The sequence below is a fragment of the Peribacillus frigoritolerans genome, from assembly GCF_030676415.1.
GTDB lineage: Bacteria > Bacillota > Bacilli > Bacillales > DSM-1321 > Peribacillus > Peribacillus frigoritolerans_A.
In genome coordinates this window covers 1-22,705 of record NZ_JAUUTW010000034.1, presented here as the reverse complement: position 1 = coordinate 22,705, position 22,705 = coordinate 1, and the positions used below count along the sequence as shown (strand labels likewise).

At 34.6% G+C, this 22,705-nt stretch carries 19 protein-coding genes and 2 pseudogenes; 10 read left to right on the top strand and 11 right to left on the bottom strand.

The window, feature by feature from the left end:
* Positions 1-213: 213 nt before the first annotated feature.
* A complete protein-coding gene (locus Q8G36_RS23580; RefSeq protein ID WP_305162206.1) occupies positions 214-783 on the bottom strand; it encodes a recombinase family protein in 570 nt (189 codons plus the stop codon).
* A gap of 856 nt (positions 784-1,639) precedes the next feature.
* On the opposite strand from Q8G36_RS23580, the gene Q8G36_RS23575 reads away from it, so the two are divergent.
* Genes Q8G36_RS23575 through Q8G36_RS23565 form a run of 3 tightly spaced genes read left to right on the top strand, consistent with a single transcriptional unit; the run spans position 1,640 to position 4,362 of the window.
* The gene (locus Q8G36_RS23575; RefSeq protein ID WP_305162205.1) at positions 1,640-2,896 is read left to right on the top strand and encodes a hypothetical protein; all 1,257 of its coding nucleotides are present in this window, start codon (positions 1,640-1,642) and stop codon (positions 2,894-2,896) included.
* A 13-nt stretch (positions 2,897-2,909) separates the two neighbouring features.
* Positions 2,910-3,386, top strand: a complete 477-nt coding sequence (locus Q8G36_RS23570) for a hypothetical protein (protein WP_305162204.1) — start codon at positions 2,910-2,912, stop codon at positions 3,384-3,386.
* Complete coding sequence (locus Q8G36_RS23565) at positions 3,355-4,362, top strand: hypothetical protein (RefSeq protein WP_305162203.1); 1,008 nt, start codon at positions 3,355-3,357, stop codon at positions 4,360-4,362. The genes Q8G36_RS23570 and Q8G36_RS23565 overlap by 32 nt, the downstream gene beginning before the upstream one ends.
* Positions 4,363-4,701: 339 nt before the next feature.
* Here the strand turns inward: Q8G36_RS23565 and Q8G36_RS23560 are convergent, their stop codons facing one another.
* Positions 4,702-4,941 carry a hypothetical protein gene (locus tag Q8G36_RS23560; protein WP_305162202.1) on the bottom strand — a complete coding sequence of 80 codons (240 nt, stop codon included), beginning with the start codon at positions 4,939-4,941 and terminating at the stop codon, positions 4,702-4,704.
* A gap of 667 nt (positions 4,942-5,608) precedes the next feature.
* On the opposite strand from Q8G36_RS23560, the gene Q8G36_RS23555 reads away from it, so the two are divergent.
* Complete coding sequence (locus Q8G36_RS23555; protein ID WP_305162201.1) at positions 5,609-5,932, top strand: 3'-5' exonuclease; 324 nt, start codon at positions 5,609-5,611, stop codon at positions 5,930-5,932.
* 655 nt (positions 5,933-6,587) lie between these two features.
* Here Q8G36_RS23555 and Q8G36_RS23550 read toward each other — a convergent pair.
* Positions 6,588-8,444: a DUF262 domain-containing protein gene (locus tag Q8G36_RS23550; RefSeq protein ID WP_305162200.1), complete on the bottom strand. Its 1,857-nt coding sequence runs from the start codon at positions 8,442-8,444 to the stop codon at positions 6,588-6,590.
* Between the two features lie 398 nt (positions 8,445-8,842).
* On the opposite strand from Q8G36_RS23550, the gene Q8G36_RS23545 reads away from it, so the two are divergent.
* Positions 8,843-9,973 carry a site-specific integrase gene (locus tag Q8G36_RS23545; protein ID WP_305162199.1) on the top strand — a complete coding sequence of 377 codons (1,131 nt, stop codon included), beginning with the start codon at positions 8,843-8,845 and terminating at the stop codon, positions 9,971-9,973.
* Positions 9,964-10,569, top strand: a pseudogene (locus Q8G36_RS23540) (DUF3898 domain-containing protein); the annotation flags it as partial. The gene Q8G36_RS23545 and the pseudogene Q8G36_RS23540, both read left to right, overlap by 10 nt.
* Before the next feature lie 501 nt (positions 10,570-11,070).
* Here Q8G36_RS23540 and Q8G36_RS23535 read toward each other — a convergent pair.
* The 4 genes and pseudogenes from Q8G36_RS23535 to Q8G36_RS23520 form a co-directional block, all read right to left on the bottom strand.
* Positions 11,071-11,919 carry a phage portal protein gene (locus tag Q8G36_RS23535; RefSeq protein ID WP_305162197.1) on the bottom strand — a complete coding sequence of 283 codons (849 nt, stop codon included), beginning with the start codon at positions 11,917-11,919 and terminating at the stop codon, positions 11,071-11,073.
* 11 nt (positions 11,920-11,930) lie between these two features.
* A pseudogene (locus tag Q8G36_RS23530) lies at positions 11,931-12,831 on the bottom strand (PBSX family phage terminase large subunit).
* Positions 12,824-13,378: a terminase small subunit gene (locus Q8G36_RS23525; RefSeq protein ID WP_305162196.1), complete on the bottom strand. Its 555-nt coding sequence runs from the start codon at positions 13,376-13,378 to the stop codon at positions 12,824-12,826. The pseudogene Q8G36_RS23530 and the gene Q8G36_RS23525 overlap by 8 nt, the downstream one beginning before the upstream one ends.
* Positions 13,379-13,621: 243 nt before the next feature.
* Entirely contained in the window at positions 13,622-13,846 is a 225-nt protein-coding gene (locus Q8G36_RS23520) for a hypothetical protein (protein ID WP_251433464.1), read from the bottom strand.
* A gap of 189 nt (positions 13,847-14,035) precedes the next feature.
* On the opposite strand from Q8G36_RS23520, the gene Q8G36_RS23515 reads away from it, so the two are divergent.
* Complete coding sequence (locus Q8G36_RS23515) at positions 14,036-14,305, top strand: hypothetical protein (RefSeq protein WP_137016856.1); 270 nt, start codon at positions 14,036-14,038, stop codon at positions 14,303-14,305.
* 17 nt (positions 14,306-14,322) lie between these two features.
* Here the strand turns inward: Q8G36_RS23515 and Q8G36_RS23510 are convergent, their stop codons facing one another.
* Positions 14,323-14,673, bottom strand: a complete 351-nt coding sequence (locus tag Q8G36_RS23510; protein WP_305162195.1) for a hypothetical protein — start codon at positions 14,671-14,673, stop codon at positions 14,323-14,325.
* Positions 14,674-15,008: 335 nt separating this feature from the next.
* On the opposite strand from Q8G36_RS23510, the gene Q8G36_RS23505 reads away from it, so the two are divergent.
* The 3 genes from Q8G36_RS23505 (at position 15,009) to Q8G36_RS29415 (ending at position 17,945) form a co-directional block, all read left to right on the top strand.
* On the top strand, positions 15,009-15,761 hold the full coding sequence (locus Q8G36_RS23505; protein WP_305162194.1) for an alpha/beta fold hydrolase: 753 nt from the start codon (positions 15,009-15,011) through the stop codon (positions 15,759-15,761).
* 7 nt (positions 15,762-15,768) lie between these two features.
* Positions 15,769-16,353: a TetR/AcrR family transcriptional regulator gene (locus Q8G36_RS23500; protein ID WP_305162193.1), complete on the top strand. Its 585-nt coding sequence runs from the start codon at positions 15,769-15,771 to the stop codon at positions 16,351-16,353.
* A 1,265-nt stretch (positions 16,354-17,618) separates the two neighbouring features.
* Positions 17,619-17,945 (top strand): IclR family transcriptional regulator domain-containing protein, encoded by a 327-nt coding sequence (locus tag Q8G36_RS29415; protein WP_370694107.1) that lies wholly within the window; start codon positions 17,619-17,621, stop codon positions 17,943-17,945.
* Between the two features lie 95 nt (positions 17,946-18,040).
* Here the strand turns inward: Q8G36_RS29415 and Q8G36_RS23495 are convergent, their stop codons facing one another.
* The 3 genes from Q8G36_RS23495 to Q8G36_RS23485 form a co-directional block, all read right to left on the bottom strand.
* Positions 18,041-19,639, bottom strand: a complete 1,599-nt coding sequence (locus tag Q8G36_RS23495) for a phosphodiester glycosidase family protein (RefSeq protein WP_305162192.1) — start codon at positions 19,637-19,639, stop codon at positions 18,041-18,043.
* A 425-nt stretch (positions 19,640-20,064) separates the two neighbouring features.
* Positions 20,065-20,994, bottom strand: coding sequence for an acyltransferase (locus Q8G36_RS23490; RefSeq protein WP_305162191.1), 930 nt, complete (start codon positions 20,992-20,994; stop codon positions 20,065-20,067).
* A gap of 442 nt (positions 20,995-21,436) precedes the next feature.
* The gene (locus Q8G36_RS23485) at positions 21,437-22,399 is read right to left on the bottom strand and encodes a peptidoglycan-binding protein (protein ID WP_305162190.1); all 963 of its coding nucleotides are present in this window, start codon (positions 22,397-22,399) and stop codon (positions 21,437-21,439) included.
* Positions 22,400-22,705: the final 306 nt, after the last annotated feature.

The window sequence follows — 22,705 nt, the reverse complement described above, 5'->3', positions numbered from 1 at the left end:
AAAAGTAAAAATAAAAGCCTCCTATTTAACTGGAGGCTTTTCAATGCAATAGTACCTACTCGAATCGGGTCATTTCGTGACGTGTGGATACACCTACTATTGTACATATCCTATAGATGTGAGGCTTATAATGTGGGAAATCCCCCCCCCATTAGACATGCGGTAATTACACTACCCTACCCATAAGAAAGAGACTTCCTTCTGGAAGTCCATTTAAATAGTCACGTGTTGATGCTCTTTTATTAATTTGTCTAGTGTTGGTCTTGATACACCTAATTCCTTTGCAAGCTGAGACTTCGATAGTTCTCGAATGATATATCTTTGATATTGCTTGTCGAAGTCTGGAATCGATACTTCTTTTCGTCCTTTGTACTTTCCTGCTGCTTTTGCTATAGCAATACCTTCACGTTGTCTTTCAAGCATATTTTCACGTTCAAAATCATTAATTGCACTAATCATCTTTAACATCAATCTACCAGTTGCTGTCGAGGTATCAATATTCTCTTTAATGGATACTAATTGAACTCCTTTTGATTCTAATAGTTCGACTAGTTCTAACAAGTCTTTTGTAGATCGTGCTAATCTTGAGAAGTCTGCAACGTAGATTGTATCTCCTTCTCTTACAAAGTCTAACATCTCTTGTAGCTTAGGTCTTTCTATATTCTTAGCTGAAACCTTTTCGTGATACACCTTATCTATGTTGTACAGCTTCATTGCTTGTACTTGTCTTGCTTCGTTCTGTTCAACTGTTGATACTCTAATATATGCTATGTTCAAGTTCATCGTTCCTCCATATGTATCTGATGAATCAAAGATAGCACATTGTAAAAATAGATTCCAGGACTTCATTTACATTTTGTAAAGTAAATCTAATGAATACTCTAAGTTTACAATATTGTAATGCTTATTGATTGTAAACTTAAGGCACGCTCTAGATTTACAAACAGGTTATCGAAAACTATAGGATAATAGCGGAGATTTTCACATATTAGATTACACCTTTGTTATCGATAATCATTGTCGAACAACATTAGGGTTTCATTATACATTTTATCACTTTACAGCACTAAAATACATCTAAAAGTTGTTTCGTGTCGAACATTTGCCGAGTTCTTGTTTGTGGATGAGAGTGGTTTCTTTAAAGTACCAACGCATTAACACACTTACTTAACAGTAGGCATTACACAATCAAAAAAAGCATCCAATAATTTGAATGCCTGCTTACAACTATTCCACTTGTTCTTGCAACATTTCTTTCAGTAATTCAATCGCATTTTCTTCACTTGATTCTTTGTTCCTAGTTCCCCTTTAAAGGATTTAGAAAGGATTGACTGTCTAAGTGCCACAAAGTATTGTCCTTGATGAATACCTTAACGCTGTATTACTGTACCTTGTATTTCCATAGTTAGGTACTCGGTTCCCATTTCTATTAATTCAAATATTGATTAAATTCTATTACTAATTCTTCTATACTTCATTCTAATTCATAAAGCGTTAATCCTTCCTCAACCAAAGTAGCCGATAACGATAAGTACATTGGCTTAGAAAACTTAATAAACGGCATCCGAAATTTTTCAAAATTTGATATTATTAAAATAGTTTTATGGTAAAATTATTGGAATTGGATAGGAGGAATAAAATGGATATGGATACTTTGACTTCAGAAGATGTGGAAACATCAACGGATATTATAAATATTGAAAAGGAAATTGAACGAATAAAGAGTCTGTTAGAAAGGGAAACAGATAAAAAGTTGGAAGTTGTACGTTTGTATTTACTTATGCATCATGAGGTCTCAACTTCAATTGCTAGTGTAGATGACTTAGCCAATTTTCTTCGAACAAAAGATGTAGATACTGACTTATTAATTGGAATTTTTGATGTTTTAGATCAGACTTTCTCAAGAGGTTATCCAAACTTCGTTTTTGAATACGAATTGAGTGACGGAATGACATTAGCACAATTAAAAGATAAAATTGAAACTGGTTTACCGTTTGAGCAAGAGAAATCTTATAACGATTCGTTCATATACATTAAACGTGCTGGGGAAATTACCATACTAGATGGAACCATCTTGAAAGTACCTGTTACGTTTGAAAAATATAAAGAAGAAATGGAATTTGGAGGAACCAAAAAAAAAGGTGATTTAGATAGCAAGACAACCTTTGATGTTGTTTTTGATTCTGTTACCAACCTTAGCTACATACAATGTGGTGAGCGAAACCAATCGAATGCTACTCACAAAATATTTCAAAAGCATGTAACTAGGATTTTTAAATCCTTTACTCCCTTCTCCTTTAGTAGAAAAAAAAGCAATACCGTGGTAGAAAATGAATTTCAACTTGAAAAACAAACAATCATTCTGCTTGATTATATTGAAAAAAGTATAAACCAAGACGGACACGAAATTAACGACTATTTAAGTGTTGCTTTCGCTAATAAAAACCAAGAAAAAAAGGTAAGGTCGGTCCGACTTAGCGGAAACAACTTATTGGACAGTTATGAAGTGGGAGACCGTGTAAGACTAGGTGACCTTATAAAATCCGTCCGCTTCCAAATGCGTTTTAAGACGGGTGAAAACTCCATCGAAATGGTCAACGTAACTATTGATTTTCAAGCAACGATTAAATTTCAATATTCTAACTTACAAAACACGTTATACATTTGTCTAATTAATAGGCATCTTATCAAGACACTAAATGACTCACTAAATAAGTGTTATAAAGAACAAGAAGTCGATGCGAATATCAAAGAGATTATCGCTAGGGCTAAAGTTCGTGATTCTGCCTTTTTAACGAGTGTGCTTAGCAAAGTGAAAAACGATATCAATCAGCTAACTCTCCCAACACCAGACAAAGCGAAAGTATTGGATGTGATTAATACCTATCTTACATAGGGGGTGATACATTGTGAAGTTTAGTAATGGATTTTACCTATTTCAAATGGAAAATTACATTGATCTAGACATAAAAATGGAGAATATCACCTTTCGATGTACCCTTTCAAAACGAATTGGTGGATTCGATTGTTACTCCTTTTCCTATTACGTAACGAATCAACACTATCTAGATTTCGATGAAGCAGCAATTTGGATTGATAAAGACAAAAAACTATTGGTTGTCTTCACTCGCAATGAACTGCTACTTGACTACGTGATATTGTACATGAGGATCGAATTAAGCATTCTTTGTAAGCCTTTGGATATTGGTATTCATTCCTTTTTGATGCAAGACGGGAAAGGTGTTATCACGAGTAGTTATAAGCAAACGAACACGAACAAAGTAACAACATCCATGATGAGTACAGATGTTGAAAGAATGAATGCAATTGAAAAATTATTAGTTGGTGATTATTTTGAAACAATGCTTGAAAGAAGTTTTTATTAACATAAAGAATCAATTAATACTAGCTAATGAAACCGTTGAATATACTAGCTGGCTGACGGCTAGTATTTTTTCTGTTTTAGGTGTGTTTACAATCTTTTTATCTCATCAATATCAAAACCATACATCTGAACTAAAAAAGCTAATATGGAAGATGAGAAACAATGTAAAAAGAGAAGATCCGAGTGAATTCGAACAAAATGTTGTGGACTTTGAATATTTCAGTAAAACACCGAAAGTACTCATGAAAGCTATACAGACAAGCATAATCGTTTTATGGATACTTGTACCGATATGGTTTATATCTGGACTTTCTACCTTTTTTACTATATTAAATAAAAAAGGTACTACTCATTATTTATCTTTATTTTTAACCATAATTGTAACAGGTTTGTTTATTTTCTTTTCAATTAGGTTGGCAATTATTTTAAATAATCTTAGTGATACAGAAGAAGAAGGCACCAAAATTTTAAACATAAAGGAACTCTTCAATGCTAAGCATCTAGTAGAGAAGAATTTTGATATACCCAAGTTGTTGAAAATGAACAATACAACATGGCATTTTTTATTATCAGGAAGTGAACCCTACTCAAAAGTAAAAATAGAAAGTGAATACGGCGTTTATAATTATTCCTCGCTCTTGTATATTGAAGCTACTGGATATGAGGTATATATAAGCACTCCTATTGCGTTGCAAGAGAATGGGACATTACCGAAAGAATTGAATCTGACCTTAACAGATCAACAAAGAATAAATATTCAAAGATTTTTTTATGAAGTCCATGTTAACCAAATGACTGTCTCTCAAGTTATTTTGGTAGAAGGTACATATTATTGCTTTAAGGGACAAATTAGTAGAGAAGGTGATTTAATCACTGTTAATGTAATGGAACCAAGAAATAACATTGATTTACCGACGGAAATTGAACAAGACTTTAAAAGTAATGTTCAAATAGTAGATGTTATTAAAATGTTTTAATGTACAGCAGAAAGACAGCAATTGCTGTCTTTTTTAATTAACTTTCATTTAAACTTAAATTATGTAAAACATCAATAAGTAACGGTTTGATGATTTCTAATTATAACAACTCCTTTTTGGACTGGTTTAGAGCAATTTTATCAGTTATGCATGTTAAACTAAACTGTTTTAGTTTGAGTACATTTTTTCATAATCAACATAGCTTTTGTAGCAAACAATAAAAGACAGGTTTTATTAGCTTGGTTACGATATCTTGTAATGCGATTATATGTTATTTATCCCCTCAATATTAAAAAGGAGATAACCCAAATCTGAGTTATCCATATTACACTTGTTTTTTTACAATGACACTCCCAATAGTGCTTTGATATCATCAGCCATTGTCCCAATATCCTTGTTTTCTTTTTTTCGCCTCAATTCTGCTTTATAGTCAAATAATGGTGTCCTTTCTCCTCCTAATGTAATAGTTTTGTTTGTTATTAATTGATTGGAGAATTGCGAATAAATTCCATCTTTTATTAATTTTTGTGAATATAACTGCTGTATATCGTTGCCTGATTTTATAATCTGCAACATCATTAACTTTTATTCATTTTTTTAAAAAAATTCATAATTGTTAAACAAATGTTTTGCAAATTTAATCGTTTACTATTAGTAATACCAAGTTGAGCTTAATACAAAGTTTTAAAAATTAATTACCTTATTTTTATTCCATATTTCTAAGAATTAAAAAATGTGATAACTATTTCCGTCTCGTATCGGAAATTTCCACACGGGTATGTGTGGATCGACCTACTACCATATGCTTTCATAGGAAGAGGGACTTAATATGTGATATACCGCCCCCATTCCTTTTCTTTTACAAAAAAAAGAGCAACCACAATGTAACTAAAGGCACAAAAATATTTCTACCACCCTGTTTTTCGTAATCTGAGAAAGAATATGAATCGGTTTGTAGTTTAAATATCCATTGGGCAAGCTGCCCAATGCTTTTGATATCACAGCAACATTTGCCCCATTATCTTACAAGGGTTTAGCAAAACCCCTTTATGTTCTTCAAGCCATAAATCTTAGAAGTCGTTTTATGCGCAACATAGTTAAACTGACTCGCTAATCGAGTAAATAAATGATAGCACCATCTCAGTCTCTTTTATTCCAGAGAAATTGGATGCAGTAGAGCGATTGTGTGAGATGGCTAGTAAATTTCCAAATATCATCACCTTCCTTACACATGTATCGAAGGTCCATGACAAGAAAGAAGAAGTCCAAGAATATCGTCACAGCACATTCAAGCAAGGGCTTAGAATGGGATGTAGCATTTGTACCTAATGTAAATGAAGAGTTATTTCCGCATCGGATGAACGTAGATTCCGAGGAAGAAAGACGATTATTTTATGTAGCATGTAGTCGGCCCAGAAAGCAACTGTTTGTCTCTTGGTGGTTCTATGATACAGATATGGAGAAGATCAACGAAGGTTTCTTCAGTTTAAGGAACTACTGGGGGAAAGAGAAGGTAATGGAGATGAAGAAAGTGTTATTCCGTGGAGCAACCGAGGTTTTATCCAGCTAAAAGTATTGCTGCGATTGTAATTAACCTTACATTACACGAACTATTTCACTGGAGAAATTACGATTACAAGCGAAATTAACGGTTATTGAAAAAGAAGGACAATTAGTGGTAAGTAACATAGACGTAGCTGAAATGGTTGAAAAACGTCACGCAAACTTCCTTCTTGATATGAGTAAATATGAGGGAAATTTAACGAACTCAAATTTGAGTCCGTTAGATTTTTTCATTAAAGGCGATTTTCTAGATAACAGGGAGAATTTCACCTTGCCACTTCTTAACTCGTAAGGTTGCGATATGGTTGCTAACAAAATGACTGGTGAAAAGGAGTATTATTAACTGGAACATATGTTGATCGATTCTATGAAATGGAAAACCAACTTAAACAACAACAACCTCACTTCCTCAGACATCCAAGGAAGGGAAGGTTGCATTGATAGAAGCCGAGAAGAAAAAGAGAAATTGCTATTAGAGAATAAACAGTCAGATTCTATTATTGAAGAGTAGGCTCCATTGGTCACATGAGCAGAGAAGATATCACAAAAATTCGCCTCCCTTAATAGTTTAAAGAAGACTGATTGTAAGGGAACTTTATTAACTGTTTAGGTTGATTATACCTGTACTTTTTCTGGTCACAAAAAAGTGTCTTTATTTCTTTTTATATAATAATATTTTGGTTTACCAAATCGTATATTAAATCCCCAATTTTTGATGAGCGTTCTTTAATAGAATCTTTATCAAAATGTCCATTTAAATTTTGTACATACTTACTTTCTCTTTCATTTACCAAGGAAGCTAACTTTGCATTCTTACCGCCTTTTGTTGTTGAAACCAGATCTCTGGCAACTCTTTGTGTAATTATAAAATCTTGATCGCTGTATAATTTAATCTTATCATTAAATTTCTTATTTCCTACACTCGAGTTTTCATTATTATATAGTAAAGTTAAATTTCCAATTAAATTTATATGATTTTTAAAATCCTCTTCTGAAATAAAACCTGCATCGGTACTATCTTTATTAAAAATAATTTCTTTTGATAAAATATGTTCAACAGTAATTTTCTGTTTTTTTGGTGGAACTATTACTGTACTATTGCCATGGAAATATAATTCAATAAACTTTAAAATTACAGCTGCCTTATTAGATAGATTTCCATTTGCATTAACTAGCTTTCTTAATGGTAGGATTTGTTTAATATCAGTGGATCTACTTAATATTATTTTCTTAGCTTCAGCATCTAATTTTTTATATGCGTTCTCACCAGATTCTCCATTTTGAAGATCTTCATAGTATTTCTCTAAAATTGAGGGTAGGATACTTTCAATAAAATTCATTTGTGTAAATGTAAATAAAACAGAAGCTCCAAGTCTTACCCCCAGATCTAATACCTGTTCTTTCAATTTCTGATCTGCTTTGTAGAAGGGAATTAATAATGAATGCAATTGTTTAATATTGAAGAGTTTAAAAATAATAAACATATTATGATCATCTAAAAACACCTTATAATTTCCTTTTTCTAATTCAGCATAGATTTTAGATACATATTTAAGATCTTTTACTAACTCAAATATTTCATCTGTTGTTAACTTTTTAGTCTCAAAGTAATCATATACAAGATCTTTTTTTATATTTTCCGCATACTTCCCTATTATGAAATGTTTCAAGAAAGTTGAAGAAGATATTTTCTTTTTAGGGTTTACTTGAAGATTAGAAATGAATTCATTCCAGTCATTATTAAATTCTTCTACATCTTCTTTGGATTTTCCAACTTTTGATATAGTCTTAAGAAATAAATTTTTAACTAAATCGAGGGGTTCTAAGCTTCTTCCTCTATCATTAAGTACCTCAAATAATTGAAACGCTTTATTATAGCTAGTTGATACTGTCACAATAAAATAAACACGACTTTTAATATAAGAAATGAAATTTTTCAGCTGTTCATCACTAAGTGCTTCTAAATAATCTTTCGCTGACGTATAGACTTCTTCTATTTTTGAATCAGACTCTAGCTTTACTTCGTATTCTTTATTGTAAAGAATATTTTTATATACCTTACCAAAATTTAATGCTGGGTCATGTATTAATTTACAATCTTTAATTTCATCATCATTATCTAAAATTGCATAAGATTGAACAATGTCATTTAATTTCATTTGCCATTTCTTTATTTCTTTTGGATTTTGTGAAACAGTTATTTTAGCTTCAACGATTTCCTCCAAAGATTTACATATTAATGTTGTTGTTGTAAGACGTTGTTGTCCATCAACTACAAGATATCGTTCACTGTCAGTCGGCTTAATTAGAACGATATTTCCTAATAAATATCCTTCTAGATCATCCTCCGTCAATGTAAAACCATTAGTATCTTCTGATAAATCATCTAGTAGCTGTTGAACTTCTTCTTGCCCCCATACAAAGTCCCTTTGAAAATCTGGAATCAAAAATTTATATAAATCTTCCGTTAGAAAAGATTTGATATTCAATAATTCAGAGCTTATACCATTTTTAATCATAAATAGAATCCTCTCTCCTACACTTCTTTTAGTATTGTAATTATAACATTTAGGGTAAATTATTTAAGAAAAAAGTATAAATAAAAGCATACAAGTTCAAATATCATGGTTATTTCAATTTTTTAATATAATAGATATATTGTAAACAATATCAGTCTAGTAGCGGAAGTTTTCCACACTGAGTTGTGTCGATTCACCTACTACCCTATACTTCCATAGGAAGAGGGGCTTAATATGTGATAATTACCGTTCCATTCCCTTTCTTATACAAAAAATAGCAGCCTTAATCTTCCTTCTCATTTAGTTAAATACCTGGCAAGTATTTATAACATCATGCTAAAATAAAGTTAGGAATCCCTTTTGCATGTTTAGAGCAACTTTTAGGAGGTTGTTCAACTGTGAAAGGTAGTGTTAAAAAGAATAAACAGACTAGCAAATGGGATTTAGTGTTTGATGCTGGAAAAGATCCTTTAACTGGTAAAAGGAAGCAAATTCTCAGAAGAGGATTTGCATCAAAACAGGATGCAAATGATGAAATGATTAGGTTAAAGGCAGAAATATTAGAAAACGAGTTCCTTGATTTGACTCACATGACTTACGGTAAATATATGGAAGAATGGCTTCAAGAAAGAAAAAGTCGTCTACAGGCATCTACTTTTGAGACACACTCCATCTTTTATAGAAATGTCATAAAACCAAGACTTGGTCTTCTTAAATTACAGCAAATTGCTCCTATGCAAATTCAAAAGTTTGTTAATGATCTAGTTAACGATACGTCTTATTCAGGACACACTATCCATCTTATCTTTCGAATTGTCAGTTCGTCTCTTAAGAAAGCTAAAATCTTGAAGCTTATAAAAGACAATCCTTCTATAGGGATTACTCTGCCAAGGATAAAACGAAAAGAAATAAATGTTTGGTCTTTAGATCAGATCAATTTCTTTATTAGCGAAGCCAAGAAGATAAAACGGCTCACACGATGCTATATAGGATTTCTCATGTCAATCTTTACAGGGATGCGACAAGGAGAAATTCTTGGAATTAGGTGGAAAGACATTGACTTTGAGTCACAAACAATATTTGTAAGGCAGACGCTTACGCAAAACGCAGAGATTAAGGCAGGAGCAAAGAATGAAGCTAGCGTCCGTTCCATTCACATCCCCAGTAAATTAGTAGACGAATTAAGGACACATAGAAAGCAAATCTTAGAGGAAAAGCTTTTAGTTGGCTCAAGCTATCGTGATCTTGACCTAGTTATCTGCACAAAAAGCGGAAATCCCATGATACCAAGAAACTTCCGAAAAGAGTTCTATAATTTAACTGAGAAGATTGGACTGCCAAAAATACGCTTCCATGACCTTAGACATACACATGCTACTATCTTGATTCAACAAAATGTAAATGTGAAGCTTATCTCGGAACGGCTAGGTCATGCAGATATTGAAACAACACTCAATACTTATAGTCATGTCTTGCCCGATATGCAGAAGTCCGTCTCTGATAAATTGGACATAATCATCGGAATGTGATCAAATGTGTGACCGCTACACATCCAAAGTGCCTTAAATGTAGTCATACCAATACTTCAGCTACCTTCCACCCATACATGCCCGAAGAAGGAATGGTCGAAGAAGGCGAACTGAAAATCCACCAGGCCTCACATGCCCGCTACTTCGAGGACTTCTTGAAATTCGTCGAATATGGCGAATCGATGCCTGAAATCATGAAAAACCAGGTCATCCACATGGTCCATGAACATGTATCCGCACAATTCGAAGAAAACAGTGACGAACTGCAGAAATTCGAACAGGACCTGGAAATCTGGGAAACTAGCGAAAAAAGGGAAATCCAGGAACGCCTTGAAACACACCAAGTCGTCGAAGCCACAGCCCAGATTGTCGAGCATACACCTGAAGCCGAACTGCGGATGAGGCTTGGGAGTACGTCCATCAAAGGACTGTTAGCCGATTTTGGCGATAGCATCCATTTAGGGAAGATTAATGGGAAGTATGTATTGATGATAGAATCCGATACGATAGAGTTCGATAAAGGTGTCTCGCCGATTGAGTTTCATAGGCCGGATGATTTGCAAGTACTAATTGAAAAAATAATAAATAAAAGTTGAAAAAGTGTGACCAATAAATCATCTAATCAATGCTTATTATCAAGGGTTTCAGATGAATCTGTGACCAATTTTGTGACCAATATTTATAAAAAAATTCAAACTCTCAAACCGCCATTATTTACTCTTTATTTGATCACAACTACTAACTAACAATTAGTAGTTTTTTTCTTGTGTTTAAATAGTGAGTTTATTTCTTCATAACAAAGTAATATGTTAGTTTAGAGAGTCCAAAAATCCATCTTAGACTCTCTAAAAATAATCTTATCTCATTTAAAGTGGCCCACCGCCCGGATCAGCACTATGTTTGTAATCAACTTGACTAGCTCCAAATAAACCAACTATTGATGCTACTACTGCAATAATCACTAACTTTTAATCACCCGATATTCACAGATATAATCATTTCCATCAGGGAAATTATTGATTTCTGTGTGCCATTTAGCAACACCCTCAGCAGTTTCAACATTGTATGTAAAGTACTCACCAGTAGCTGCTACATAGTCATGAAGGTCTTCTATAGAAGCAAGTTGATAATTGAACCCTGCTTGTATTTCTTCTTCTAATACTATCGATTCCCCATACTTTTAAAATCGCGTCTGTACTGGATTCCGATTCATTTACATCATCACTCACTAACGCTTCGTAACTCTCATTTAAGGTTATAATACCTTCAAAATCAGACTTTAGCTGACTTCCCTTGTTCCAATAATAATTAACTGGCACTTCACCATATCCAAGAGCTTCTTCACTTTCTAAAAGGAATTCTTCATTATCCTTTTGGACAAAGTGATCGTTCGTATGCTCAGAATAGACATAAGCATGTAAGGATTTACCATCATTCAATATATCCTCATTTTCCCAATATCTAATTGCTAATATTAGATTCTCTTCTACGCTATTATCGAAAACAAGAATTATATTATTCTCAATCAATGGTAAAGGCCTAAATCTAGGTTCTTTCTTACCTGATTTAGTTTCCTTAGTGTAAAGTATCTCCACTCCGTAACCATAGCGACTGCACTGTTCAGCGATTTCATAGTCGATTTTCTGCGCATCGTTAGCATCATAAATATCCTGTATTTCCTGCATATACTCTTTATTCTTACTTGAATAAACAACAGGTTTCCCCATGAAATAACCTACATGTTGATCACTTATATATTCACAGAAATTTGCCGCAATTTTATTATTTGGCTTACTCTCGTCTGCAAATTTTCTATCGAGTATTTTGTGTTCACCCAGGTAGTATTTGTGCAAGTTTTCTTCACGTTTTGTATCATGCTTATAAATAAGCGTTTCAATTATTCCAGGTACAATAACCTCAATTTGACTTTTGTCTAACCTAAACAATATTCCACCTCCTACCATATACCGAGCGATTCTTTAGTTAATTCCTTCATCTTGTCACCTTTTAAATCAATGTGATCATAATCATCTAAGGCATACCAAATAGCACTGAGGCTATGCGGATCAGTGCTGAACTCATCTTCTTTTATTATTCCTTTTGAATCCTTTTTAAATGTTAGCCATTGCAGCTCACGAATTACATTAGGACACGCATCACTACAAATAATTTTCTTAAACCTTTTTACCTTTTTGGTGTATTGCAGTCTGCTTCCCTTATACTTCCTTGCTGACCTCATGTTAAATCCTTGTTGTCTGAAGTATCTAATTGTCTTTGGTTCTGCTGAATCACCTTTTATCAATTCTTTTGTGAATGCAAAATCTTTTAAGTCCTCTGCTGTCTCCGGATCAGTTTTATTTTTGTCATAATATTCATAATGAATGTAGAGAATATTTTCGTTTTTATCAATTTCAAGCTTTACCAAACAATTGTAAGATGTCGCAAATCCGAAATCCATTCCACATTTTCGTGAAGGATTTTGTATTTTCCTTATCTTTTCAATTATTTCATCATGAGGCATTGTTTGAAACTGCGAAAACACCCGTAAACCGCTAAATCCAAATCTTCCTTCAAATTTAATCCTATAGGTATCGGGATCATATTCTTTAGTCTCTTGTAAAGCTTCTATGTATTTCTCCGTTGCAAACTTATTATCTGTAACTACACTGTGATGGTAATAAGTATCCTCCAATTTAATAATTCTTTTTTCGTACAGTTCCACTTAATAATTTGAGGATGATTTTAAGTGCTGTATTAAATGATTTACTCGATCCATACCCACCAACTAATAGATAGTTAGTGTGATCCCAATCGTAAATGAAATCCTCAAAGTGTGGATTGATTTTTAATTCAGTCATCCTCGCCAGCTCGTTTTAAAACGATTTTAAATTCCTTATCCGTATCCCCATCAATTAAATTAGTGAACTTACTTAATATCTCCAGTGCTTTAGTCCTGTCGCTTAATTTTAATGTTGGTGCTTTACCACCTGCAATGTATTCAATTACTGAACCATCTACAGTTGAAGAATCTTTAAAATTAAGATAATTTGCATTGTACGTATTACCATTCTCATCAATTTTTTCTTTCGTTCCAAAATCTACATAATCGGTAATATCGGCAAAGGCAATTTTAATATACTGCTCCAAAACATCCTTACTATCCATTATAGTTTCTGTAAATAATTCCTTCTTCAATTTCTTAATATAGCTATTTATTTTCTCACTTTTCATCAAAATATGAGCTGCCTGCTTGTCATACTTCGTTTCATCAAATGCTTCCCGATATGCTTTAGCTGCATTAAAATGTCGCAGGTATTGTAAACAAAACATTCTCTCTTTGTCGGTCAGGTTATCATCACTCGATAACAACTCTTCAAACTCGTTAATTTTCTTGTCCTTTTCCATTTTCTCATCTCCCTTTCTTCATCAAATAATGAATATACTGATAAAATACAAACAAACGCACCAATCACTGCATCTAAGACAATAATCAATGCGTTAAGTAGTGTTCTCGTTATTTCTCCAAAATAAAAAGCACCCAATGAATAGGTGCCTTCAAATTCTTTATTTAGTATGTAACTGTACCTCGATCAATTTGTTTGCTTCCAACAACTCCTGGATCTAACATATTGATTACTTCCGTTTTTTTTATTTTAATTGTTCTATTAATGTATTCTTTTGATCAGAACTTAAATCATGATTGCTTTTAAGCCATTCATGAACCAATTTATACATTCCCTCAGGCTGTAATCCAATTTTTGTATCTCCAAAACCTTGTTGGATTCCTATATCTACTTTTCCATTAGTAGACACGATAAACCATGGTGAATCCGCAAAATTATATTGACTTAGATCTTCTTTATTCCAACTCATTTTACCATCTCCTTTACTAAAAGTTCTATAAAAGGTGATGATTTCCTGCAAATAAACACCAGATTACTCAAATCCCTCCTATATTCTGCAATTCATCAAATCTTTACATGATTAATACATTTATTGAACTTATCTATTTTATAATCAAATTACAATTTAATAATTCATCATCATATGGAGGGTACAATCATGGAAATAAATGAAAGGCAACCATTTGAGTCTTTTTTATCTCCTCGTCAACTTACTGAGCTAAAAATCTTATCTACTAAAACAAACATAGCTTTCCATGAATTATTAGCAATGCCATCAATAGTCTCACTTCTAGAGAAACTGGACAATACTACCGAACTGAATGATGAGCTTAATAATAAAGAAATGATATTAAGAAATAAAGTTTTCATTAATAAGAATAAAGAAGTATTAAATAAGACTCAAAAAGCACTCGACCATTTAGGTTAAGTGCTTTTTTTATAAAGTTATACTAATGGTTTTCCAAATAAAATACTATCTACCTTAAGGTATATTGCTTCTATTTCTTTAATAGCTAGTCCAAATTGTTCATTGGCTTTTTCCATTACCCATTCAATTGGTTGATCTTCTTCAAGGTGATATTGCTTAATAAAGTTATATATACCCAACAATTCAACTTGAACAGTTGCTTTTCTTCTTTCAAGCTCTTGTCTTCCTTTGCTTAATTCAGGGGTGATACCATCAGAACCACCATTAATAGCATAGATATTATCCTCTTCAATTTCCAATTGGTATATTGTTGGTTTTTTTAGAGGCCTTACATGTGCGATAAATTCAATTATCAACATCTTTTCCATATTAAGTAGCCTTAGCTGATGATTTTATTTCAAAATTATATTTGTGTTTATTGTACGTATGCTCATTAACAAAGCTCGCTTTGTTTGATCCCCCATATGGTACACCATTTTTTTGGTTTTTGGATTTTTGGGCTTCTTTTTTTTAGAATGTCCATTGTCATTAACGATGCATTTGACAGATGCTATATTTGTACTTTGTCTATTGGTTAGCGCCATTATTCGGAATGGAAATAGTATCTAAGATCATTAGGAATTAAATTACATTTTCTATTGACTAAACATTCATTCAATAATAAAATAAAACTGAAAATTCAGTGAAAAAGGGAGGGGTTGCATTGGATTTACATTTCGAGATTACTGGCAATGGTCGTCCTGTTGTTCTTATTCATGGTGGTGGGACTGATTTGAGGCAATGGACATTTTTAGCATCTCTTTTATCTAAGCATTACAAAGTTATTGCTTTTGATGGCCGTGGTGCCGGTAAATCACCATCCCCTATAAAACATGTAAACTATGTAGACGAAGTACTGGCACTAATGAATTACCTGGAACTTCATCAGGCAACCTTTATTGGCCATTCCATGGGCGGGCAGATTGCAACTGATTTCGCTCTTAATTACCCTGAAAGAGTATCGAAACTTGTGTTAATTGCTCCTTCTTTAACTGGTTTTCCCTATTCAAAGGAGTTTGAACAATATCATAATAAGATATTGGAAAGTGCCCCCAATATAGATAAGATGTTAGAGCTTGCCCTTCATTCACCAACATATCAAGTTGTTATCGATAGTCCGCATAAAGATCTCACTGTTCAAATGCTCAGGCATCATTTCGGTCGCATGCTCAAGTGGCCCGCTGATTTCTGCATGAAATGGCCTCAGCCGCCAGCAATGGAACGATTAGGAGAATTGAACCCCGAAACTTTATTTTTTATCGGTAAAAAGGACTTGGCAGACAATTTTCGGGTTGCCGATTGTTTCCGTAAGGTTCCAAACATCCGTTTCATCGAAATAGAGGATGCCGATCATATGCTGCCCCTAACCCATTCTGAAGTTTTATATCAAGAATTCACTGCTTTTATGGAGGATTGAAGTTAAAATGCCACGTACACCCGAAGAAAATGACCGCATTCGCCAAGCTTCCAAAGAAAAAATTCGCGCTGCTGCCATGGAGTTATTTATAAAACAAGGATATTACGCTACTTCTATAAGCGATATAGCAAAGAAGGCGGGTATTTCGAAAGGGTTACTCTATAATTATTACAAAGGAAAAGAAGAACTGCTTTCTGAAATGGTCGAGGCCAGAATCAGGGAAGTGGTTGAAGTCATGGAAGAAGCGTTCACCTTAAATACACCTCGTGAACAGCTTGAACATTTAGTAAATGGTGCCATTGATAATATCCACAAAAAACCTGAAGTCCATCGGTTTTATCTGCACCTGCAAACTCAGCCAGAGTCTGATGAAGAGTTGATAAAATACAGTCATCGCATTATTGAAGAAAATGCTAGACAATTTGAGTTTCAATGTACAATATTTGAAAATATGGGTGAAAAGGAACCAAGGAAACGATCGTTATATTTTTCATCTGTGCTACAAGGTATTATGTTGATGATATCCACCTACCAACAAGGTTTTCCGATTGAAGAAATGAAGAACCAGATTATAAGTGAGTTTTGTAACTAGTTAATAAGGAACTTCCACTATCGGCGCAAAAAAAGTTAGACACTTTATTTAATATGACAACCTTGAGGGTATGAACACGTTGGTTTACTGGCAAGTTTGTATCCTTGTTGAAGTAATTTGCTTCAGCATATAATCCTCCTGCTGACATACTAGCTTAATTATTTATGGTTATATTTGTTGTCATATATAAAAGTTCCATTTGTATTAAGCAAATATATTCTTCAATTGTTAACTTTACCTTTGACATTCCCCTCTTCAAAAATGTAAAAAATTTGAAATCTGATGCCCAGAAGAAATGAATTAGTCCTACAACCTTTTAATAATCCCATCCACAATAAATACCACACATATATAGACTTAACCATAACCACTAATATTAAATGAGATCTCCTTCAGACATAAATCCTGTCATGCATGAATTGATTCAATGGAATCACTCTCTTATTTAGGGCAAATAAAAGAAGCCTGAGTATTGTGCCCAGACTCCTAACTAGAAATTATTTTTGGTATGTTGGTTTTTTAATTGATATACATATCCAAAAAACCATGATTATTGGAATAAAAAGTAGATTTAAATTAATTCTTTGATCAACGAAAAGTGAAAAAACATCGTTAATAATTAAACTAACTAAGCTTAATAAAATGCATAAAAGCAAAGAATGTATTGATAATTTCAGCATTTTTATTCTCGAAAAGTCAGGTATGTCAATCATTGTGTTTCCCCCTTAGTTTCGGTTATTTTACCAGTATCCTAGTGCTTTACACGAATTTTTAACTTTAGGTTTCTTTTTACCCCATTTGTGGCAAGCAGAATAAGCTCCTAATTTATACAAGTCTTGAACAATTAAAGTAGCAACATTATCCCGACAACAGCTCCAAATACCAGTTTTAAAGCCTTTTCGAATCCTGAAGGCGGTGCAGAATGTCTACCTATAGCTGGCGCTGTTAGTTCGTCTATTTGAATAAAATCGTCTTGTTCAAGTATTTCCTTCTCTAATAATTCTGTTGCGCTTTCAATTTCATTTAAATCACCCGAAGAAATTCCAAAAAGTTCCTGTTAGAGATTATTAATTTCTGAAGTCGAGAGACCATTTTCTTTAGCATAATCTAAGTTTAACTTAGTTTCATCATTTTCTTCCACAATACCATTTTGTATAACTTCTAATACTGATAGAATTTTATCCTTTTCCCCGAATAAACAGAGCAGGAATTAATGCTGATACCACATAGGCAATAGCTAGGGTAGCTAAACCGAATCCAAGTGAATAGGATTCCGCTACATCTCGGCTCAAGCGGGTGGGTATTTTCTTAGCGAAGGGTTACAGGCACAAGTATTTAACCACCTTCCAAAGGAAGAAAGAAAAATACTACAACAATTAGAAATTATAGTAAATACCCGTTACTCAATTAATGAGGAAGAAATCACGAAGAATGTAGCTGCAATATCAGCACCTATATTCGGTGCGAAAGGAAAAATCATTGGAGCTATTTCCATTTCCGGGCCTGTCTTTCGCTGGAATAAAGAATCGATGGAACAACATATCTCTTTATTGTTAAAAACTGCTGAAAGTATTTCAAAATCCTTATATTAACTAATTTCAAAATATCACAACAAAAAACTCTCTTCAGAAACCTATCTGAAGAGAGTTTAAGTTTATTTGCTAAATGAAGTCGTTAATCTGCCCACCTATTCTACTAACATTATTCCGTCGGCAATCGGACGTTCACCTGCTGCATCAGAGGGTCTTGTGACTCGGTCATCCCCAACTGTCATGGTCGTCGATCCGCCGCCGTCTAGATTGATGGCATCGACAGCTCCTAATGACTTCATGACTTTTGCACTTTCTTCAAAATTAGCTCCCACACTCCATCCGGGTGCGCGTCCATCGATGGTGACAAATAATAGATTGCCATTCTCTTTGATTCCTGCAAGCGTTCTAGGATTACGGCGCTCCCCAAAACGATAATAAAACCCAGGATCTTCTTCCCAGTGAAAGCCTTCCTCTACAGCATTGATGGAAATTTCTCCTTTTTCCAATAAACGAGGACCTCCATTAATCATACTGGTGGTTTGGTCTAATTTTAATTGCTTTCCATCCCCGATGATTTCACTCTTCACCTGAATCTTCATCCCTTGTCGGGCATGGTCACGAAGCCACTCTGCCGCCTCCCCCGTTCCCGCAAGAACAGAACCACTGCCCGGAATGGCTCCTCCACGTTGGTTACGAATTTCCGCCACTTCTCCGGCATGATTTACAACCACTTCCACACCGTCACCCGATTCTGTCTTTCCTCCAAATACGGACGTATATTGGATAAGCTCACTTTCATCCTTACAAGTAAAATCATGTTTCGCCCGTTCTGTTGTCGTATCTCCTCCAACACCGCCACAATTGCGGATTAATCCTGGTTTCCGATTTAATCCATCCACTTCCCTGACCGCACCATCAGATGACGTAGCCTGAATTGACGTGGAAACAGACGCAATGTTTGCCTTCTCTTCAACAGAAGATAAAATCAGAGCTGAACGGCCATTTATCGCTTCACTGACAAGTTGACCCTTGCTGGCGAATATACCGGCAAGATCGCCTGGTGTTCCATCCTTCTCTCCTACAACAAAGTATCCGGCATTAACTCCTGCAATGGCATCATTTCTGTCAGCGATTTGGGTCAATGTTTCTTTCCCTGTCACTGCATCATTTGCCAATTCAGGCTCCACATGCCCTTGAAATCGATCCTGATCCACTTCAAGGACATTTACTACCCATGGTCCTGTTGTTTTCTCTCCGTCTTCACCCGTATAAACAGTCCGTAAACCCGAATATCCCTTTTGGGATAACTTGTTTCTCATTTCGGCTGCATCCGCTTCCAGCTGATATTGGCCGATGCGGACAATGTATCCAAGTGTACCTTTTTCCCCATCATCCATGGCCCGATCCGGTTCTCTTATGATACGAGCATTTTTGAAACCCTCTCTCTTTAAATTTCCCAACAATATCTTTGCCTGCTTCTTTGTTTTTACAAATGCCACATCCACTGTGAAATAGTCACTAGAAGATGCTTCACCACGGTGGATTCTGGTATACGTCACTCCTGGTGCTGGATTCATGGAAGTTCTTTGCTCATTCAAATTAGGTGTTCCTAACGGAAGCACATAACTCTTCACTTGTAATTGAGCATTCAATTCTGCTTGAACTGGAGTTTCTGGAATGGCATTTACAATCATCACAGATGCTAGACTAATAGTGGCGATAGGCAAAATGGGCTTTTTCCATAATTTTTTCATTTTTTCCTCCAATAAAGTTATGTCCTGCTTTAACTTTATTGGAGAAATATGATGGAAAATTAAAAACACTATTATATTTCAGTCAATTTTAAGTGAACAAAAATGAGCATAAATACTCGATAAATATTACAATTCATATTTGTGAAAGGACAACTTTTAAAATATCTTCACTTTGATAACTCAAATAACCATGTTTCCTTTGAAGAAAAATGTAATAGATGTCCAAACTGGATTTATTTTTGGTACGATAAGAGCCTTTCGGGTTTTCCATATTGGTAGTGTTGTCTGTAGTGATTTAAGTGTATCAATGTCCAAAAATTTTTATACAAATAATTCTCTGTGGTTTTAAAAGAAAGTCGCTCTGTTTATAAAAAAAATAACGAAAGCAACTCAGAGTTTTGATATATTTTTTGAGATAAATTCATTCATTTACTTCTTGCCTCATTTGCGAAGATTCGATCGAAAAATGTTTTCTTTTTCTCTGGAGGCACAGGAAGAAAGAAACGATTCTTGCTTGTTACATCAAGATAAGGCGTTAATATGTCAGTCTTCTCCTCTACAGAAGTTACGGTATTAAGCTGTTCTTCAATTTTCGCAAAATGTTTCGCTGTCGAGCCTTTTGGCGTATAGACAAAGCGCCCATCTGGGAAATTTTGTGATTCAACTGTTTCTTTTTCAGTATATGCATGTACAGATGGGCGTGCCCAAAAAACATTTTTCCGCACCACACGTGCAGGACTTCCTGCAGCTGCTACATTTGATGGGATAGATTTTGCCACGAGTGACTTTGCCCCTAAAATTGAACCTGTACCTACTTCTGCTCCTTTTAGAATCATGACGTCCTGCCCAATCCAAATGTGGTCACCTAAGTACACACTCTTTGTTGGATTTATCCGTTTTTGAGTTGTTACATCGTAGATCAAATGTGGATCTGCCAAACGAACGACTACACCACTTGAAAACATATTATCATCACCGATGAATAGATTCTTTTGCTCAGAGAGAATAAATCTCGCTAAACCATTAAATGAATAGTTGCGACCAAGGAAAAATGTATTATCATTCCAAACACTGACGCTCATTGTTGCATCGCGTTTTGATTTCCCAATGATTATGAGCGAGTTGTTGCCATTAAAATTTAGCGTTGCATTTTTAAATCCTGCTCCGCGTTCAATAATTAACCGATTTCCTTTACCCCAAAATTTGATTTTACTATTCACAAACGAAATCTCATCTTCGGTATTTCCTATAAAGTGTATTTCATTATTTGTTTCCGGTTTATGCAAGATGTTAGAAATGATTTCCATGCTGTCTATACCCACTTTCAAAGTGTTAAAAACGCTTTCATTATACATCATTTTTAGCTCACTACAAAGACGGCATAAGAAAACCTGAGTAGATGTAAAGTTGAAGCCTTCGGATTTCCGAAAAAAGGTAAATGAATTAAAGGTTGTAAATCAATATGAACAATTACTGGTAGATAGTCGTGAAGTTGCAGAAATGGTTGGGAAACGTCATGACTATTTAATTTGAGATATTAAAGGATACGTAAAGGTTTTTTTAGAGGTGTCCGTCAGCAACTAACCTTTTTCGTTTCCGATAAGTTTTCACAGCTACTTTCGTTTCCTCACCTTAATATCTATCATCAGCTTCGATTTTAAACGATTGGGATATGTACTTTAAAAAAAACTGCTATTTTAAAAATCATTTTTCATTCATACAAAAAAAGCCCTCATTTTTAGGGCTTTTGCTAACTAATTGCATTTAAGCATTATATTCTATTACATTTCATATATTTCATCCAAATAATTTTGCGAAGGTATTTTCACCGGCGATCCCGTCTGCAGATAATCCATTGGCCCTTTGAAATGCCTTCACCGCTATTTCCGTTCCGCTTCCAAAAATACCATCTATGCCATGTTTATTATGCCCTTCCAAATAAAGTGCAGCTTGAAGGATATAGGTGATATTCCCTTTCGACCCTTCCCTAACATTCGGTGAAGCCGCTTTTGTTTGGGGTCCCCATATTCCATCAACATTAATCTTTGCACCATATTGTTTATTCAATTCGGTTTGAAAACCCTTTATCAGTGCTTTTTTAGTATTAGGACCATAATAACCATCAACATCTATTTTTGCATGATACCGGCTATTTAATGTCCTTTGAATGGACTTGATAGTCTGATTGCCGCTGTCCTTTGCAGGCGTATCTTTTACAATGACTTCCGATTCGACTTGTGTTGCTGGTGGAGTGGTTCCATTCACTTTTGATATCAGTCTAGGCTTTGCTCCCGCTTTTAACTGAGAATAAGTCAGTCCGCCCGTCATATCCAAGTGCGGATAATCTTTAAATCTTGACCAATCCCCGCCCCATGCAAAGCCCAAGGATTTACCAATAGCCGCTACCCGTTTCCATTTTGAATCAACTGTCCATATGGCATTCTTTCCATCATCGCTGACTATGAAATAATCAATGGCTAGTCCATAGTTATGGTAAGATTGACCTGGCATCGCGTTTGTCACTCTCGGTTTCGATAAATCACTATAGTTTTTACCATCGTAGATATAACCTAGGCGACCTTGACCATATAGCTTTGCTTGCTCTTCCATAGACCGATAACCTGCGCTGATTTGGACGAAAATACCTTCTTGGTATGCCCGTCTAACCATTTCCAATGCTGATTCTTTTACGACTGGATGAATTCCGCTGCCCATATTCTTTTCCGAACGATCCAATAAAGTTTCTAATTTAACTGTCAATTTAATCACCTCCTAATATGTTATGGTGCTAATTAGGAAATGCTTGTACACCTACTTTGACGTTACCAAAAAAACGCCCTTTTATGAGGACCTAGTATGGGTTCATCGTTCTTAAATAAAAAAGCACAACCCTAAATGGGGCTGTGCTCAGTTTGTAGACAAAATGGGTTCGGAATTAAAAAATTCCGAACCCATTTTGAAATTCCCTTTTAAATTTTGACCAAAGGTTAAGAGATTTGGGCTCTTCGAGCCACTATGTTAGGCCATTTTTGGACCTCGCCATGTCCAATTGGCTATCTTCTTTAA

Bases quoted from the DNA above. Each gene is read 5' to 3' on its own strand.
- Q8G36_RS23525 (WP_305162196.1), bottom strand. From the start codon at position 13,378: ATGGAAAAGGACAAGAAAATTAACGAGTTTGAAGAGTTGTTATCGAGT.
- Q8G36_RS23575 (WP_305162205.1), top strand. From the start codon at position 1,640: ATGGATATGGATACTTTGACTTCAGAAGATGTGGAAACATCAACGGAT.
- Q8G36_RS23520 (WP_251433464.1), bottom strand. From the start codon at position 13,846: ATGAGTTGGAATAAAGAAGATCTAAGTCAATATAATTTTGCGGATTCA.
- Q8G36_RS23490 (WP_305162191.1), bottom strand. From the start codon at position 20,994: ATGTATAATGAAAGCGTTTTTAACACTTTGAAAGTGGGTATAGACAGC.
- Q8G36_RS23580 (WP_305162206.1), bottom strand. From the start codon at position 783: ATGAACTTGAACATAGCATATATTAGAGTATCAACAGTTGAACAGAAC.
- Q8G36_RS23555 (WP_305162201.1), top strand. From the start codon at position 5,609: ATGACAAGAAAGAAGAAGTCCAAGAATATCGTCACAGCACATTCAAGC.
- Q8G36_RS23500 (WP_305162193.1), top strand. From the start codon at position 15,769: ATGCCACGTACACCCGAAGAAAATGACCGCATTCGCCAAGCTTCCAAA.
- Q8G36_RS23515 (WP_137016856.1), top strand. From the start codon at position 14,036: ATGGAAATAAATGAAAGGCAACCATTTGAGTCTTTTTTATCTCCTCGT.
- Q8G36_RS23550 (WP_305162200.1), bottom strand. From the start codon at position 8,444: ATGATTAAAAATGGTATAAGCTCTGAATTATTGAATATCAAATCTTTT.
- Q8G36_RS23510 (WP_305162195.1), bottom strand. From the start codon at position 14,673: ATGGAAAAGATGTTGATAATTGAATTTATCGCACATGTAAGGCCTCTA.
- Q8G36_RS23560 (WP_305162202.1), bottom strand. From the start codon at position 4,941: ATGATGTTGCAGATTATAAAATCAGGCAACGATATACAGCAGTTATAT.
- Q8G36_RS23495 (WP_305162192.1), bottom strand. From the start codon at position 19,639: ATGAAAAAATTATGGAAAAAGCCCATTTTGCCTATCGCCACTATTAGT.